At 58.8% G+C, this 15546-nt stretch carries 16 protein-coding genes and 2 tRNA genes; 15 read left to right on the top strand and 3 right to left on the bottom strand.

Features of this window, described 5'->3' with window-relative positions:
• The first annotated feature begins 4 nt into the window (after positions 1–4).
• From ccmA to HF945_RS10340, 8 genes are all read left to right on the top strand, one after another.
• Positions 5–622 carry a cytochrome c biogenesis heme-transporting ATPase CcmA gene (ccmA, locus tag HF945_RS10375; protein ID WP_290522538.1) on the top strand — a complete coding sequence of 206 codons (618 nt, stop codon included), beginning with the start codon at positions 5–7 and terminating at the stop codon, positions 620–622.
• Positions 619–1287 carry a heme exporter protein CcmB gene (gene ccmB, locus HF945_RS10370; RefSeq protein WP_290522537.1) on the top strand — a complete coding sequence of 223 codons (669 nt, stop codon included), beginning with the start codon at positions 619–621 and terminating at the stop codon, positions 1285–1287. The genes ccmA and ccmB overlap by 4 nt, the downstream gene beginning before the upstream one ends.
• Complete coding sequence (gene ccmC, locus HF945_RS10365; RefSeq protein ID WP_290522536.1) at positions 1288–2046, top strand: heme ABC transporter permease CcmC; 759 nt, start codon at positions 1288–1290, stop codon at positions 2044–2046.
• 1 nt (position 2047) lies between these two features.
• Positions 2048–2227 carry a heme exporter protein CcmD gene (ccmD, locus tag HF945_RS10360; RefSeq protein ID WP_290522535.1) on the top strand — a complete coding sequence of 60 codons (180 nt, stop codon included), beginning with the start codon at positions 2048–2050 and terminating at the stop codon, positions 2225–2227.
• Positions 2224–2676 (top strand): cytochrome c maturation protein CcmE, encoded by a 453-nt coding sequence (ccmE, locus tag HF945_RS10355; protein ID WP_290522534.1) that lies wholly within the window; start codon positions 2224–2226, stop codon positions 2674–2676. The genes ccmD and ccmE overlap by 4 nt, the downstream gene beginning before the upstream one ends.
• Before the next feature lie 231 nt (positions 2677–2907).
• A complete protein-coding gene (locus HF945_RS10350; protein WP_290522533.1) occupies positions 2908–4395 on the top strand; it encodes a RimK family protein in 1488 nt (495 codons plus the stop codon).
• A 496-nt stretch (positions 4396–4891) separates the two neighbouring features.
• Entirely contained in the window at positions 4892–6193 is a 1302-nt protein-coding gene (locus tag HF945_RS10345) for a DUF2157 domain-containing protein (RefSeq protein WP_290522532.1), read from the top strand.
• Positions 6186–6677, top strand: coding sequence for a GDYXXLXY domain-containing protein (locus tag HF945_RS10340; protein ID WP_290522531.1), 492 nt, complete (start codon positions 6186–6188; stop codon positions 6675–6677). Before HF945_RS10345 ends, HF945_RS10340 begins: the two co-directional genes overlap by 8 nt.
• A gap of 154 nt (positions 6678–6831) precedes the next feature.
• Here HF945_RS10340 and HF945_RS10335 read toward each other — a convergent pair whose 3' ends face one another.
• Positions 6832–7491: a glutathione S-transferase family protein gene (locus tag HF945_RS10335; protein WP_290522530.1), complete on the bottom strand. Its 660-nt coding sequence runs from the start codon at positions 7489–7491 to the stop codon at positions 6832–6834.
• A gap of 251 nt (positions 7492–7742) precedes the next feature.
• On the opposite strand from HF945_RS10335, the gene HF945_RS10330 reads away from it, so the two are divergent.
• The 7 genes from HF945_RS10330 (at position 7743) to HF945_RS10300 (ending at position 11953) form a co-directional block, all read left to right on the top strand.
• Positions 7743–7818 (top strand) — tRNA-Glu (locus HF945_RS10330).
• A 34-nt stretch (positions 7819–7852) separates the two neighbouring features.
• A tRNA-Gly gene (locus tag HF945_RS10325) sits at positions 7853–7928 on the top strand.
• A 260-nt stretch (positions 7929–8188) separates the two neighbouring features.
• A complete protein-coding gene (locus tag HF945_RS10320) occupies positions 8189–8857 on the top strand; it encodes a histidine phosphatase family protein (protein ID WP_290522529.1) in 669 nt (222 codons plus the stop codon).
• Between the two features lie 44 nt (positions 8858–8901).
• Positions 8902–9834, top strand: coding sequence for an ABC transporter ATP-binding protein (locus HF945_RS10315; protein WP_290522528.1), 933 nt, complete (start codon positions 8902–8904; stop codon positions 9832–9834).
• A complete protein-coding gene (locus HF945_RS10310) occupies positions 9831–10604 on the top strand; it encodes an ABC transporter permease (protein WP_290522527.1) in 774 nt (257 codons plus the stop codon). The genes HF945_RS10315 and HF945_RS10310 overlap by 4 nt, the downstream gene beginning before the upstream one ends.
• A gap of 63 nt (positions 10605–10667) precedes the next feature.
• Entirely contained in the window at positions 10668–11504 is an 837-nt protein-coding gene (queF, locus tag HF945_RS10305; protein WP_290522526.1) for an NADPH-dependent 7-cyano-7-deazaguanine reductase QueF, read from the top strand.
• 62 nt (positions 11505–11566) lie between these two features.
• Positions 11567–11953, top strand: coding sequence for a DUF4870 domain-containing protein (locus tag HF945_RS10300; protein ID WP_290522525.1), 387 nt, complete (start codon positions 11567–11569; stop codon positions 11951–11953).
• Positions 11954–12109: 156 nt separating this feature from the next.
• Here the strand turns inward: HF945_RS10300 and HF945_RS10295 are convergent, their stop codons facing one another.
• Together HF945_RS10295 and HF945_RS10290 are read right to left on the bottom strand one after the other, a co-directional pair.
• Complete coding sequence (locus tag HF945_RS10295) at positions 12110–13588, bottom strand: AbgT family transporter (RefSeq protein WP_290522524.1); 1479 nt, start codon at positions 13586–13588, stop codon at positions 12110–12112.
• Positions 13589–13989: 401 nt separating this feature from the next.
• Positions 13990–15318 (bottom strand): Na+/H+ antiporter NhaC family protein, encoded by a 1329-nt coding sequence (locus tag HF945_RS10290; RefSeq protein WP_290522523.1) that lies wholly within the window; start codon positions 15316–15318, stop codon positions 13990–13992.
• Positions 15319–15546 lie beyond the last annotated feature (228 nt).

Here is a 15546-nt window from a genome sequence, read left to right as displayed (position 1 = left end):
GATTGTGTCCGATACCACCATCCGACTGACACTCGAACAATTGCAATGCGAACGTGATGATCGCGTGCTGTTCCGTGATGTCTCCCTGACCGCCCGGGCCGGCGAAATCTGGCAGATAACCGGCGCTAACGGGGCCGGCAAGACCACCTTGCTGCGCATTCTGGTCGGCCTGCATGGCTTCTATGAAGGTCAGCGTGACTGGTGGGATGACAACTGGCGCAGTGAGCTACTGTATCTGGGTCATCAACCGGGTGTGCGTGAGGAACTCACGCCGCTGGAGAACCTCAAATTTACCTGTGCGCTGGGCGCCCAGTCCGGTGATCCCATGGCGGCACTGGCGGCGGTGGGCCTGCGCGGTTTTGAGGATGTGCCTGCCGCCCACCTCTCTGCGGGGCAGAAGCGGCGGGTGGCATTGGCGCGCCTGTGGCTTGACCGCAAGGGCGTGTGGGTGCTCGACGAGCCCTATACCGCCATCGACCAGGATGGCGTGGCGCAACTCGACCAACAGATTGAACGGGCAGCGGATGCCGGCACCCTGGTGCTCTACACCTCCCATCATCAGGTGGGCGACGGTGTACGTAGGCTGCATCTGGCCAATGGCCGGGCGGAGGTGCTGGCATGACGGCGTTTCGTGCGGCCCTGTCCCGGGAGTTGCTGGTGCTGTGGCGCAGCCCGGCGGAAATCATCAATCCGCTGTTCTTCTTCGTCATGGTGATCAGCCTGTTCCCGCTGGCAATCTCACCCAGACCGGAGACCTTGGCGTTGATTGCACCGGGGGTCTTGTGGGTAGCGGCGCTGCTGGCGGTGATGCTGTCCCTGGATGGTCTGTTCCGCCGCGATCAGGAAAGTGGTGTGTTGGAGCAGTTGCTCACCTCGCCGGTAATGACGGTGGTGCCGGTGACAGCCAAGCTGTTGGCCCACTGGCTACTCACCGGCCTGCCCCTGGTGCTGGTGTCACCGGTGCTGGCCCACATGCTGCAACTGCCCGACCGGGTGCTGGGTGTGGTGATGCTCAGCCTGTTGCTGGGTACCCCGGCACTGACGGTGATCGGGGCCATCGGTTCGGCCCTCACCGTGGGCTTGAACCGGGGCGGGATATTGTTGGCGGTACTGGTGTTGCCGCTGTACATTCCGGTGCTGATTTTCGGCGCCGGGGTGATTCGAACCGCCGTGGAGGGTGGTCCGGTGCCGGGTGTGCTGGCCATCCTCGGTGCGCTGTTGGCGCTCACCGCCAGCCTTGGCCCCCTGGCCGTGGCGGCGGGTCTCAAAATCAGCTCAGGAAATTAAATGGTCTGGCAAACGATCAAGCGCTGGTATCACATGCTGGGATCCCCGCGCTACTTTCATACCTTCAGTTCCCGGGTACTGCCGTGGCTGACACCCATTGCCCTGATTACCCTGCTCACCGGGCTGGTATGGGGGCTGGTGTTTGCCCCCAGCGATTATCAGCAGGGCAACAGCTACCGCATCATCTTTATCCATGTCCCGGCCTCCAGCGGCGCGCTGATGGGCTACATGGCGCTGGGTGTATCCGGGTTGGTGGCCGTGGTGTGGCGCATGAAGATGGCGGAAGTGATGCTCAAGGCCATCGCGCCGTTTGGCGCTGCACTGGCCGCCATCTCCCTGATTACCGGTTCCCTGTGGGGCAAGCCCACCTGGGGCACCTACTGGCAGTGGGATGCGCGGATGACCTCCATGCTGATCCTGCTGTTTATGTATGTGGGCGTGATCGCCCTGCAGAACGTGATCCGCGAGCCCCGTCAGGCCGCTCGGGCAGCAGGGCTGCTGTCCATTGTCGGGGTGATCAACGTGGTGATCGTGAAGTATTCCGTGGAATGGGTGCAGACCCTGCACCAGGGCTCCACGCTCAAGTTGTTTGGCGAATCTACCATCAACCCGGCCATGAAGTACCCGCTACTGATCAGTATGCTGGGCCTGTGGCTGTTGTATGCAGTGAACGTCCTGATACGCGCCCGTAGTGAAGTGGAGTGGCGAGAGCGCCGTAGCAAGTGGGTGCAGACCCTGATCCGGACAGGAGGCAAGTAACATGGCATTCGAATCTTTTGCCGACTTTCTGGCCATGGGCAAGCATGGTTTTTTTGTCTGGACCGCCTACGGAATCAGTGCGGTTCTGATTATTGCCAACATGGTGTTGGCGCTTCGTGGACAGGGAAAGGTGCGACAAACCCTTGCGCGACAGCAGCGCAGAGCTGAGGTAGATGAATGAATTCCGTACGTAAGCAACGTCTGATTGTGGTGCTGGCGGTTCTGGCGGGCCTGGCCATTGCAGTGGGCCTGATGTTTTACGCCCTGCGTCAGAATATCAACCTGTTCTATACCCCCCAGCAGGTGGTTGCCGGTGAAGCGCCACTGGACACCCAGATGCGGGTTGGCGGCCTGGTGGTGGATGGCTCGGTGAAGCGCAACGAAGAAACCCTGGATGTGAGCTTCGATATCACCGACGGCAAGGGCAGCTTTACGGTGCACTACCAGGGCATCCTGCCGGACCTGTTTCGTGAAGGGCAGGGCATTGTGGCCAACGGTACCCTGATCAGCACGTCCCGCTTTGAAGCCGAAGAAGTACTGGCCAAGCATGATGAAACCTACATGCCACCGGAAGTGCAGGAAGCACTGGAGAAGGCGGGGCATCCGGGGGCGCAAAAAGGCAGTGAATAGTTAACAGTTAATAGCGCGCGGTCGGGTTTTGTCATGACTGCAAGTAAGAGGCCGCGTCCAAAGCCTGGGCGCGGCCTCTTGCGTTTGGGAACTGACACCCTCTATCGCGCGCTGTTAACTATTCACTGTTAACTGTTAACTGTTAACTTTCCCTTGCTCTCCCCCTCCCACTGGCCCTAAATTCGCCACTATCGGCACCCCTTCGCGGCGCCTCCAGTGTCAGGGCTTTTCATGAGTCAGGTCATTATTCTGGTAGACGATCCCTCCGACTGGGCCGCCTACTATCCTGCCCGCCACCTGTTGTCTGCCCGGGAATATCTGCAGGCTGAGCAAGCCGTCTGTACGGACAAGAAGGTGCAGGTCATCAACCTGTGCCGTAGCTACAAATACCTGAGCCCGGGTTATTACTGTTCGCTGTTGGCGGAGGCCCGTGGTCAGCGGGTGATGCCGTCGGTGCGCACCGTCAACGATCTCAGTCGCAAGGCCCTCTATGGTTTGCACTTTGACCAGTTCGAGGCGGCCCTGGACAAGGCCATGAAGCGTAAGGGCGGTGGTGCGGATCGCATCTCTTTGTTGCTGTTCTTTGGGCAGACAGAGCAGGAAGGGCTGGCGGAACTGGGCCGGCAAATTTTTGACCAGTTGCCTTGTCCGCTGTTGAAGGTGGAATTCCGTCGCCGGGAAAACTGGAGCATCGAGGCGCTGAAACCGCTCACCCTGAAGCAATTGAAAGGCAGTCAGGAAGACCAGTTCGCCCAGGCACTGGAGCAGTTCAACGCTCGGGTGTGGCGTAACCCGCGCCGCCGTCGCAGCGACCGTTATGAGCTGGCCATGCTGATCAATGAGCAGGAGGTGCTGCCTCCCAGCAACAAGACTGCGCTAAAGCGTTTTATCAAGGCAGGGCGCCAACTGGGTATTCGCGTGGACATGGTCGGGCGCGATGCCTACACCCGGTTGGGGGAATACGATGGTCTGTTCATCCGTGAGACTACGGCGCTGGATCACCACACCTACCAGTTTGCCCGCAAGGCGGAGCAGGAAGGCATGGTGGTGATCGATGATCCGGGGTCAATCCTGCGCTGCACCAACAAGATTTATCTGGCCGAGTTGATGCAGGCCAATAGCGTACCGGTGCCGCCCACGGCGTTTGTCTTTTCCGACGAGGCCGAACAGATCGACCAGTTGATCAGCGAATTGAAGCTGCCCATGGTGCTGAAGATCCCGGACGGCAGTTTTTCCCGTGGGATCAGCAAGGTGGCCACCCGGGAGGCGTTGGCCGAGGCACTGGCGGGATATCTGAAACAGTCGTCGGTAGTGTTGGCCCAGGCGTTCATGTACACGGACTATGACTGGCGTATCGGTGTGCTTAACAACCGGCCGCTGTTCGCCTGTCAGTACTTCATGAGCAAGGGCCACTGGCAGATCTATCACCATCAGAGCAATGGCAAGACCGAATCCGGCAACAGCCGCACCCTGCCCATACAGGAAGTCCCTGCCAGGGTACTGAAAACCGCCCTGAAGGCGGCTCGGCTGATGGGTAATGGCCTGTACGGGGTAGACCTTAAACAGTCTGGTGATCAGGTGGTGGTGATCGAAGTGAACGACAATCCCAACATCGACGCCGGCGTGGAGGATGCCTGGCTGGGTGAAGACCTGTATCGCCAGGTGATGCTGGAATTCCTGCGCCGTCTGGAAGCCAAACGCATCGGCCTGCCGGTATAAGCAGCTACGAGCCACGAGCCACGAGCTACAAGCTACAAGCTACAAGCTACAAGCTACAAGCTACAAGCTACGCTTGCGCGGATAGGAAAACCTCAAATAGTTCCCGGTTTTTTGGTTAGTGGAAAAGCCTTCCCGATCGTCGAGCTCGGCGGCATGCAGGATCTGATGCCTGCTGTAGGAGCTTGCCTGCAAGCGATCCGAGCCCAAGCGAGGTAAGGATCCCAGAGACGCTGTTCGAATTGTATAAGAGCCCCAGTAAGAGGCCCAACAAGCCTCGCTCGCTGGCGGAGATCGGCTTTCGCCGATTTCCGCCCTACGTTCTTGTCCTCTGTGTTAAGCCCTGGTTTATGGGTTGTCTAGCGTCAAGCATGTTGCATGTTGCATGTTGCGTGCTGCGTCGCTCTATTGAACACCTTCCCAAATACCCCGTAACACCCCTCCATTGCGTTTCCATCGGCTCTGCGCTTTGATCAAAAAAAAGACACAGGATGTTTTCATGCAACTTCTCGGATTATTACGCCGTGAACTGCGCAGTGAGTGTCGTCAGTGGGTGGATGATGGGGATATCAGTGCGGAGCAGGGCGATCGTATCCTGGCCCGTTATGGCATCAGCCTGGACGATGGCGGTGATGGTTCGCTGGCCTACAAGGTGTTGGTGGGGGTCGCCCTGCTGTTTGTGGGCATGGCGCTGCTGTTGCTGGTCTCCGCCAACTGGGAAGAGATTCCCCGCGCGGTGCGGATGCTGGGCTTGATCAGTACCACCCTGATACTCAACGGCATCGGCATTTACCACTACCTCAAGGATCGCAGTGGTCTGGGCTGGCTATTTGTGGGCGGGATCAGCTATGGCGCCTCGATCATGCTGATCGCGCAGATCTACCACCTGGGGGAGCACTTCCCCGATGGCCTCTTTTACTGGGCACTGGGTCTTGTACCCATGGCCTGGCTGGTGCGCAGTCGGGTACTGGCCCTGCTGATGCTGGCGATTGCGACGCTGTGGATGCTCAGTGAGGGCAAGTTTACGCCCCCCTGGGAAATGCCCCTGTTTCTGGGCGCTGCGGTCATGGTGGCCTGGCTGGCCCGCTCTGCCGGACTGCTGGTAGTGACCGTGGCGTTGACCGTGAGCTGGCTGAATCTGCTGCTGGGCTGGATTTACGGCTATCCGTTCTGGCCTGAAATCGAAGCAGGCATGGTCAGCCTGAACATGGGCTTGCTGGCGCTGCTGTTTATGGGCAGCCATGCGCTGGCCCCCTCCACGTTCCCCCATCTGCGGCGCGCCGGCACCTTGCTGTCCCTGTGGTCGCTGCGGGGGTATCTGGTACTGCTGGTGCCTTTTACCATCATGGAAGTCTGTGAGGCCTTTCTCGAAGAGCTTCAAGGCTTGCAGGACCCGGGGCTGTGGGGGGGCTTGCTGGCGGCGGTGCCGGCGGCATGGCTGGCGGTGCGCGACCGGGCGTCACATCTGCTGGCCCGCGCGCTGGTGATCGGGCTGCCGGTGTTGTTGTTGCTGTTCCATGGCGTCGATAGCGACACCCTGGCGATCCCCCTCGCGTTGGTAGTGAACCTGCTGGTGCTGGTGTCAGCCATCGTGTTGATCCAGCAGGGCCTGGACAAGGGGCTCAGCCAGTTTTTCTACAGTGGTGTGGGGCTGCTACTGGTGCTGGCCATGGTCCGCTACCTGGACCTGGTAGGCGACTATGTGGGAGCGGCGGTCATGTTCCTGATCGCCGCCGGCATTCTGTTTGCGGCGGCCCGTTACTGGCGGGCCCGCCAGCAGGGAGGGCAGGGCAATGCGTGAGCAATGGCTGAAACCGGCATTGATTGCCGCTGTGGGGCTGCAACTGGTGATCATGGCCGGGGTTTTCGTGAACGGCTTCTATCCGCTGTGGCTGGGTGAGGAAGTGCGGCTGCAGACACAACCGGTGGATCCGCGAGACCTGTTCCGCGGTAACTATGCGCGACTGGGTTATGAATTCAGTACCCTGGATAGTTCAGAGTTCCTGCCCGGAGCAGTGGTTTTCCTGCCCTTGAAACAGGAGGGAGACCTGTGGACCACCGGAGAGCCTCGGCATGATGCCCCGGAGCAGGGGCTGTTCCTGCGTGGCAGGGTGACCGGCGCTCGCTGGTCTGAGAGACGCGAGGCTATCTTCGGCATCGAAGCCCTGTTCGCGCCAAAAGAGAAGGCGCTGGCACTGGAGCGCCAGCTACGTGATGAGGCGGTGGCGGTGGTCAGGGTGGCGCCTAATGGGCGAGCAGCCCTGGTAACAGTGAATAGTGAATAGTTAACAGTGAACAGCGGCGCGGTCGGGTTTGCTCGATCCTGAAACGCATGAGGCCGCGCCCATGGTCTGGGCGCGGCCTCATGCATTGCAGAAAGAACAGGCGTTAATTCGCACGCTGTTCACTATTCACTGTTAACTGTTAACTGTTAACTGTTCACTGCCCTCCAAGCACCTTCTGCACAAACCCTGCCTCTTTCTCGATGGTCTTGGCGAATGGCTCCAGGGCGTGCATGCGCTGGGTGTGGGCGGCCAGATGGGGGTATTTGTCGGCATCGATGCTTTCGCCGCCATGGCGGAAGTTGACAAGTTGGCTGGCCAGGGCGATGTCGGCGATGGTCATGCTGTCGCCCACAAGGTAGTCCTTGCCGTCCAATTCACTGTTGAGGTACTCGAACAGGGGCGGGATGGTGGTGGTGAGGGCATGCTGGACCTTGTCTTCGTCGCATTCCTTGCCCATCAGCCGCATGACGATGCGGTTGCGGAACACCGCGAAGGTGCAGCGCATGGCCAGGTCATAATCGATAAACCGTTCAAACCAGATCACCCGGCCATGTTCCATGGCATCCTGCGGGTAGAGCGCGGGTTCCGGGTGGGTTTTCTCCAGCCAGGTACAGATGGCCGCAGAGTCCGCCAGATATTGACCGTCAACTTCCAGCGCCGGGATCCGCTTCATGGGGCTGATCTTCTCGTAACCCTCCGGGGTATTACTGGGATCGATATGCACAGCTTCGTACTCGACCCCCTTGAGGGCCAGGGCAACGCGGGTCTTGCGGACAAAGGGCGACAGGGCGGCCCCGTACAACTTGATGGACATGTGGTTCTCCCGATCAATCATGGTCTGCATCCGTGCACCGGGCCCGGATGCTGTTATAGCGCGTCATTATCAGAGCAGTGCCGGGGTGCCGGGTCAATGGTGGGAGTGGGTCAATACTGGGCGCAAAGGGCGTGGGGGCTGCCCGTGGCTCAAAAAATACCCAGTCGCTGATGATTTGAAAATTTGTCCTTGACGAGGGGCCATCAGATACCTATTCTACGCGCCGCTTTGACGCACCACGTCAAGCCCGGGTCCCCTTCGTCTAGTGGCCCAGGACACCGCCCTTTCACGGCGGTAACAGGGGTTCGACTCCCCTAGGGGACGCCACTAATTCGCTGGTAGTTAGCTGGCAACAAGTCAAGCGGGAATAGCTCAGTTGGTAGAGCACGACCTTGCCAAGGTCGGGGTCGCGAGTTCGAATCTCGTTTCCCGCTCCAAATAAAAAAGGGACCCAATCGGGTCCCTTTTTTTATGGCCGCTTCGCGGCCGCATCACGCCTCACGCCAGAAGCTAAACACCTGTTGGTCTGACGTCAGAGGTCGGACGTCTGACGCGAAAGGCATGAAACCGGTATCCCTTCCCCTGCGGGTTTGGTTAAAGCGTCAGGCGTCATGCATCAAGCATCTGGCGTTTCTTCTACCATTGGCATTCCCCGCTTTGCTGCCTACACTGAGGGCTGACCAGAAGCGATACGACTATGGCCCGCCTACACCCGCGATTACTGGAAGCCCTGAACCTCCTGCCGAAGGACAAGCCTGTCCATCTGCTGACCCGTCACTCCGTACGGGAACTGGCCAAGAATGGCTTTGCTGATTATCGTCTGCCACTGACGCCGGAAGGGGTGGAAATGGCGCGGGACTGGGGGAGCAAGCTGAATCGTCCGGTGGAGACCTTCTATTCCAGTCCGGTAGGCCGTTGCGTGAATACCGCCAAAGCCATGGCGGAAGGGGCGGTGAAGGCCGGCTTGATGGCGCAGGCCCCGGAAGAGATCGAAGTCGATACCACCCTGGTGGAACCAGGCTGCTACGTGGTTGATATCAACGAAGTCGGCCCCACCTTCTTCAAACTGGGCGCATTTCGCTTCCTCAATCAGCACCTTCAGGAGCCTTTTGAGGGCATGCTGTCTCCCGCAGAAGGTCGCGCCAAACTGGCTGCCTACCTGCAGGAACGGGAGCCTGAGCCGGGCAACCTCAATGTCCACGTAACCCATGACACCATTCTGGCGGTACTGGTGGCCGAGCTTCATGGCCGGCGCCAGATCACCGAGGACGACTGGCCATGGATGATGGAAGGGCTGTGGGTATGGTTCAGTCCCGGCCAGATGCACTGGATCTGGCGGGGAGACCACGGTCGCTGCGCGCTGTAAACCTGTCTGTATTTTCTTGTACCTGTCTGAATTCGAGGTGAATCTTGTCAGCATTGACGATTCGTAATCTCACCAAGACCTATGCCAATGGTGTCGAGGCGCTCAAGGGTATTGATCTTGAGGTAGAGCAGGGCGATTTTTTCGCCTTGCTGGGGCCCAACGGGGCCGGTAAATCCACCACCATCGGAGTGATCAGTTCGCTGGTGAACAAGAGCGGCGGTGAGGTCAGCATCTTTGGCCATTCGCTGGATAACGACCGCTCCCGGGCCAAGACGAAAATCGGCGTTGTACCGCAGGAATTCAATTTCAATCAGTTCGAAAAGGTGTTCGACATTGTGGTCACCCAGGCGGGGTTCTACGGTATTCCTGCGCCGCTTGCCCGTGAGCGGGCAGAGAAATACCTGCGTCAGCTGGGCCTGTGGGACAAGCGGGACAAGCAGTCGCGTACCCTCTCCGGTGGTATGAAACGTCGCCTGATGATTGCCCGGGCGCTGGTGCATGAGCCGGATCTGCTGATTCTGGATGAGCCCACCGCCGGCGTGGACATCGAACTGCGCCGTTCCATGTGGGATTTTCTCACCCGCATCAATAACGAAGGCAAGACCATCATCCTCACCACCCACTATCTGGAAGAGGCGGAATCCCTCTGTCGTAATATCGCCATCATTGACCATGGCACCATTGTGGAAAATACCAGCATGCGTGCCTTGCTGGAGAAACTGCAGGTGGAGACCTTCATTCTCGATCTGGCGCGTCCTGTTGATAGCGTGCCCGAGCTGGACGGCTTCGACGTGTCGCTGCGGGATTCCCAGACGCTGGAGGTGGCCGTCCCCAAGACCCAGAGTCTGAATACGTTGTTCGTGGCGCTGGCCGAGCAACAGTTTGAAGTTATGAGTATGCGCAACAAAGCGAACCGCCTGGAAGAGTTGTTTGTGCGCCTGGTTGAACAGAACCTGCCTGGAGAACAGTCCGCATGAGTCCACGCGAGCAATGGGTAGCGTTCCTTACCATCGTTACCAAGGAAATCCGCAGGTTTACCCGCATCTGGCCGCAAACCCTGTTGCCGCCGGCGATTACCATGACCCTGTATTTCGTGATCTTCGGTAACCTGATTGGCAGCCGGGTCGGGGAAATGGGCGGCTTCGATTACATGCAGTACATCGTCCCGGGCCTGATCATGATGAGTGTGATACAGAACAGCTACGGCAATGTGGTCAGTTCGTTCTTTTCCACCAAGTTCCAGCATTCCATTGAGGAAATGCTGGTCTCGCCCATGCCGTCCTGGATCATTCTCAGCGGCTTTGTGGTGGGGGGAATGGTGCGCGGCATGCTGGTGGGGCTGATTGTCAGCCTGTTAAGCCTGTTCTTTACCCAGTTATCCATGCAGCACGTGTTTGTGACCATACTGGTAGTGGTGCTGACAGCGGCGCTGTTTGCCATTGGGGGGTTCATCAATGCAATCCTGGCCAAGAAATTCGATGATATTTCCATCGTGCCCACTTTCGTGCTCACGCCGCTTACCTATCTGGGTGGGGTGTTCTACTCCATCGACCTATTGTCGGATTTCTGGCGTACCATCAGTCTGGCCAACCCCATCGTGTATATGGTGAATGCTTTCCGCTATGGCGTTCTGGGTGTCAGTGATGTGAATGTGTATGCCTCCCTGATGGCGATTGCCGGTTTTGTGGCGGTATTTTTTGTGATCGCGTTATGGATGTTGCACCGTGGTACTGGTATTCGTCATTAATTACACTTAGATCTGTCAAAAGGACGGATAGAAGAGGGCAGGTGTGTTGCCCGGGGAGAAAGCATGAGTCACTTGAAAGACACCCCGCTGGGGCGTTCCAGCGATTATGTGGATGAGTACACCCCGGCCCTGCTGTGCCCTGTGCCGCGCTGGGATGCCCGCGAAACCCTGGAGCTGGAACCCCTTGATGAGGGCACCCGTTTGCCGTTCCACGGAACGGACATATGGAATGCCTATGAGTTGTCATGGCTCACTGAGAAAGGCAAGCCCGTGGTGGCCATGTGTGAGTTACGCATTCCGTGCACCACGCCCAACATCGTTGAGTCCAAATCCCTGAAGCTGTATCTCAATTCCTTTGCCAACACCCGCTTTGCCAGCCGTGATGAGGTCCGTGCGGCCATCGAAAAGGATGTGGCCCAGACCGTTGGCGGAGACATCGATGTGCTGTTGTTTTCCCTGGAAGAAGCGTCGGAATTGCCACTATGGGAAGATCGTGGCCAGTGCGTGGACAGCATTGACCTCAACTTCGAGCATTATGAGTACAACCCCGACTTGCTGCTGTGCGATCAGGGGGCCGAACAGACCGGCCAACTCTATTCCCATTTGCTGAGAAGCCATTGCCCGGTCACCAATCAGCCGGATTGGGCCACCGTGGTGGTGCGTTATACCGGCCGCGCTATCAGCCCGGCCAGCTTCCTGCGTTATGTGGTTTCCCTGCGCAATCATCAGGGTTTCCATGAGCAGATCATTGAGCAGATGTTTGTGGACTTGATGGCACAGTGTTCACCGCGTCAGCTGACGGTGTACGGGCGCTTTACCCGTCGTGGTGGCATCGATATCAATCCGTTCCGTTCCAACAGCGAACAGCCATTGCCCAATCGGAGAACTGTGCGGCAGTGATTTATGTGCAGCCTTGTCTATAATGCGGCGTATCATTCACCGTCATAAACAGGGAAAGCAAGATGACTGATATTGAAAAAGCGCAAGACGCTACAACGCAACAAGCCGGCCCAGGCAAGGAAGAGCGAAGCCAGGCCATGGCCTGTCACCTGCTGGCATTGATCGGCTTCGTGATTCCCTTCGGCAACCTTGTCGGTCCGCTGATCATGTGGGTGGTCAAGAAGGATGAAAGCAGCTTTGTAGACGACCAGGGCAAGGAAGCGGTGAACTTCAATATCACCATCCTGATCGCCTTTTTCGTGAGCTTCCTGCTGACCTTCGTCGTCATCGGCGCCATCCTGATGCCCATCATCGGCCTCTTCTGGCTGGTAATGACCATCATCGCCGGCCTGAAAGCCAACGAAGGTGTGACTTACCGTTACCCGCTGACGCTGCGGTTGATTAACTGATAGTTGAAAGTTGAAAGTTGAAAGTTCAAACGCGGGCAAAGGCCCGTAGAGAACGGAAAGCCAAGAGGCCGCGCCCAGAGTATGGGCGCGGCCTCTTTCAGTTTGGGGGCCACAGATCCGCCTTCGCGTTTCAACTTTTAACTTTGAACTTTCAACTCAGCCGGGGCCCAGCGGCCAGCCAAACCCGATCCACACTCCCAGCAACACCGACCATCCCAGCAACAAGGTAATGCTGTAAGGAAGCATCATGGCCATCAGGGTGCCGATGCCCGTGTCGGGCTTGTAGCGGCGGGCGAAGCCCAGCACGAGCACGAAGTAGGGCATCAGGGGGGTGATGATATTGGTGCTGGAGTCGCCCACCCGATAGGCCGCCTGGGTCGCTTCCGGGTCGATGCCGATCAGCATCAGCATGGGCACAAAGATCGGAGCCAGGATCGACCACTTGGCGGAGGCGCTGCCGATCATCAGGTTGATGGCCGCTGCCAGCAGAACGAACAACAACAGCAGGGCGACCTTTGGAATCGACAGGCTGCCAAGCCAGGCGGCGCCTTCCACGGCCAGCAGCAGCCCCACCTGACTGTAGTTGAACCAGGCGACAAACTGCGCGGCAAAGAACATCAGCACCAGGTATCCGGCCATGGAGGCCATGGTGGTTTCCATGGCGGTGATGATATCGCCGGCATTGCGGAACTGACCGCTGACGCGTCCATAGACGGCACCACAGACTCCGGCAATCAGCGCCACGATCACCACTAACCCATGAATAAAGGGCGAGCCCAGTACGCTGCCCGTTTCCGGGTGGCGCAGCGGGGCGCTGGCCGGAATCACCAGCAGGGCGATGGCTATCAGCAGGATAACAAGGCTGGCGAGAGTCCAGCGTATGGCCCGGGCATCGCTGGCCGGCGCTTCCACGGGTAATGCGTCGGCCGCTGCCTGCCCGGCTAGATGGGGTTCGGTGAAGCGAAGAGTTACTACGCTGACCAATGCGGTGACAAGGAAGGTTGAAGCAATGATAAACCAGTAGTTGTCGGTGGCTTCGACTGTCCGGGAAGGATCCACCAGGGCAACGGCCTCTGTCGTTAGCCCAGACAGTGTCGCATCCACCGGCCCCACTAGCAGGTTGGCACTGAAGCCGCCCGACACCGCGGCAAAGGCGGTGGCGATACCCGCAAGGGGAGAGCGCCCGGCAAGCTGAAACACCAGCCCAGCCAGCGGGATAAGCACCACATAACCCGCATCCACCGTCATGCTGGAAAGTACCCCGGCAAAGGCCACGGTAATCACCAGCATCTTGCCGGATGCCTTCTTCACCAGCCCGGCCAGGCTCACTGACAGCAGCCCGGATTGCTCAGCCACACCCAGACCGAGCATAGCCACCAGCACCACCCCCAAAGGCGCAAAGCCGGTGAAGTTGCCTACCAGGGAGGTAAACAGATAGCGAATGCCTTCGCCGTCCACCAGGGAACGTACCGCTACCGTATTATCGGTAATCGGGTGCGTGGTGGTCAGTCCAAGCCCGTTCAGCAGTGCCGTGAGTGGCAACAGCAGCAGGCAGAGCCAGACAAATAACAACGTCGGATGCGGCAACCGATTCCCCAACGCTTCCAGCCGGGCAAGAAAATTGTGGCGCGCCATGGCGTGTCCTTGTGAAAAAACTACATGCCACAAGCTACAACGCGAGAAAGGGTTTGTCTTGTCAGGATCGTTAGCGGCCCCATGCTTTGCAGGTTAACAATCACCTGTGCCAATGCTGTAGGAGTTCCCTTCCAGGGAACGAACCGTGCGCAGCACGGAATCGACCGAAAGGCGATCAGGTATTGGCAAATCACAAGCCTCGCTGCGCTCGGTTCGTCCCTCAAGTGGAACTCCTACAGCGGCTCTGTAGGCAGGTTAATGGTTAATTGCGTTATTAGCGCAGAGTGGACAGAGGCATGAGGCAAAACCTTTGTTCTCCTCAGTGAGTTCTGTGCCCTCTGTGGTAAACCCGTTATTAAGGTGTTCGCTTCAAGCGTGCCGCATGCTGCGGGCAGCGTCTCCTAAAGCACCATCGCGGCTAGCCACCCCGCCATCATCAGCGGCAGGTTGTAGTGAATAAAGGTGGGAATCACCGTATCGCGAATATGATCGTGCTGGCCGTCGGCATTCAGGCCAGCGGTGGGCCCCAGGGTGGAATCCGATGCCGGGGATCCGGCGTCACCCAGGGCGGCAGCACTGCCCACCAGCGCGGCGGTGGCCAGTGGAGAAAAGCCCAACGCAATGCACAGCGGCACATACAGGGTGGTGATGATCGGGATGGTGGAAAATGAAGATCCGATGCCGAGCGTCACAAACAGGCCCAGCACCAGCAGCAGCGCTGCCGCAATCGGCGGGCTCTGCAGGCCACTGGTGACGGCTTCCACCAGTGCCGGCACCTGACCGCCAGCCTGCACCACCGAGGCATAGCCATTGGCCGCGATCATGATAAAACCGATCAGCGACATCATCTTTACGCCCTGTGTAAAGGCGTCCTGGGATTCCTTCCACGGCACCACGCCGCCAGCAGTGAACACCAGAAAGCCCACCAGGGCGCCGAGGATGATGGAGTCGGTGGTTAGCTGCAGTACCAGGGCTGCCGTCAGTGCCACGGCCGCCACCACTACATTACGGGGGGACAGGGGCGCATGCTGCTCTTCGCCGGGCAGCTGCACAGGCTGATAGTCCCGCGGTTTGCGATAGCGAATAAAGGCCAACAGCAGGCCGACTACCATGCCGGCGGCGGGCAGGATCATGGCGACCGGCAAATCCGCCTTCTCCAGAGTCAGTCCTGCTTTGGCCATGCTCGGGCCTAGCTGGGTGTGCAGGAAGATGCTGCCAAAGCCTACCGGTAGAACCATGTAGGGCGTGATCAACCCAAACGTCAGTACACAGGCGGCCAGTCGGCGATCCAGTCTCAGCTGGTGCATCACCTCCAGCAGGGGCGGCACCAGGATCGGAATAAAGGCGATATGAATCGGCACCAGGTTCTGGCTCATGATCGCGGCCACCAGGAGTACGCTGAGTACCAGAGTGCGTATACGGCGCAACTGGCTGGGGGCGGGCGTTCCGCCCAGGCGCACGATAATACGCCCGGCCAGCCATTCGGTAATCCCGGAGCGGGCGATGGCCACCGCAAACGCGCCCAGCAGGGCGTAACTCAGGGCAATGTTGGCGCCTCCGCCCAGGCCATCACTGAAGGCGGCAAGGGTGTGTTCCAGGTCCAGCCCGCTGCCAAGACCAGCCACCAGTGCCGCGCATAACAGCGCCAGCACCACATTCATGCGGGCAAGACTGAGCCCCATGAGCAACAGCACAGACCAGACAACGGGATTGAGCAGGGTGAGGGTCATGGGGCCTCCGGTATTCATACCGGCACGGGATGTCGGGGGAAGGAGGCAAAGTCTAGCAGGGACAGCAAGTGCTTCCTAACCCGTCGGGTGAATCATTGGGGCATTGTTGGGCATCCGCTGTCGGCGCTGAGACGCTCGGTAAGCGCTGGAGCGGTTCATGGTCAGCGGTTGTGCTTTTGTAGGAAATTCAGCTTGCTGAATGAACCGCGGACGATTGTTTGCGGCATA

Origin of the sequence: Alcanivorax sp., from assembly GCF_017794965.1 — a bacterium.
Taxonomy (GTDB): domain Bacteria; phylum Pseudomonadota; class Gammaproteobacteria; order Pseudomonadales; family Alcanivoracaceae; genus Alcanivorax.
The sequence above is the reverse complement of the archived record's forward strand: the minus strand, read 5'-3'. Positions and strand labels throughout refer to the sequence as shown.

Coding starts and splice junctions, on each gene's coding strand:
- queF (WP_290522526.1), top strand. CDS start 10,668: ATGAGTCACTTGAAAGACACCCCGCTGGGGCGTTCCAGCGATTATGTG.
- ccmE (WP_290522534.1), top strand. CDS start 2,224: ATGAATTCCGTACGTAAGCAACGTCTGATTGTGGTGCTGGCGGTTCTG.
- HF945_RS10290 (WP_290522523.1), bottom strand. CDS start 15,318: ATGACCCTCACCCTGCTCAATCCCGTTGTCTGGTCTGTGCTGTTGCTC.
- HF945_RS10345 (WP_290522532.1), top strand. CDS start 4,892: ATGCAACTTCTCGGATTATTACGCCGTGAACTGCGCAGTGAGTGTCGT.
- ccmB (WP_290522537.1), top strand. CDS start 619: ATGACGGCGTTTCGTGCGGCCCTGTCCCGGGAGTTGCTGGTGCTGTGG.
- HF945_RS10340 (WP_290522531.1), top strand. CDS start 6,186: ATGCGTGAGCAATGGCTGAAACCGGCATTGATTGCCGCTGTGGGGCTG.
- HF945_RS10350 (WP_290522533.1), top strand. CDS start 2,908: ATGAGTCAGGTCATTATTCTGGTAGACGATCCCTCCGACTGGGCCGCC.
- HF945_RS10320 (WP_290522529.1), top strand. CDS start 8,189: ATGGCCCGCCTACACCCGCGATTACTGGAAGCCCTGAACCTCCTGCCG.
- ccmC (WP_290522536.1), top strand. CDS start 1,288: ATGGTCTGGCAAACGATCAAGCGCTGGTATCACATGCTGGGATCCCCG.
- ccmD (WP_290522535.1), top strand. CDS start 2,048: ATGGCATTCGAATCTTTTGCCGACTTTCTGGCCATGGGCAAGCATGGT.
- HF945_RS10295 (WP_290522524.1), bottom strand. CDS start 13,588: ATGGCGCGCCACAATTTTCTTGCCCGGCTGGAAGCGTTGGGGAATCGG.
- HF945_RS10310 (WP_290522527.1), top strand. CDS start 9,831: ATGAGTCCACGCGAGCAATGGGTAGCGTTCCTTACCATCGTTACCAAG.
- HF945_RS10300 (WP_290522525.1), top strand. CDS start 11,567: ATGACTGATATTGAAAAAGCGCAAGACGCTACAACGCAACAAGCCGGC.
- HF945_RS10335 (WP_290522530.1), bottom strand. CDS start 7,491: ATGTCCATCAAGTTGTACGGGGCCGCCCTGTCGCCCTTTGTCCGCAAG.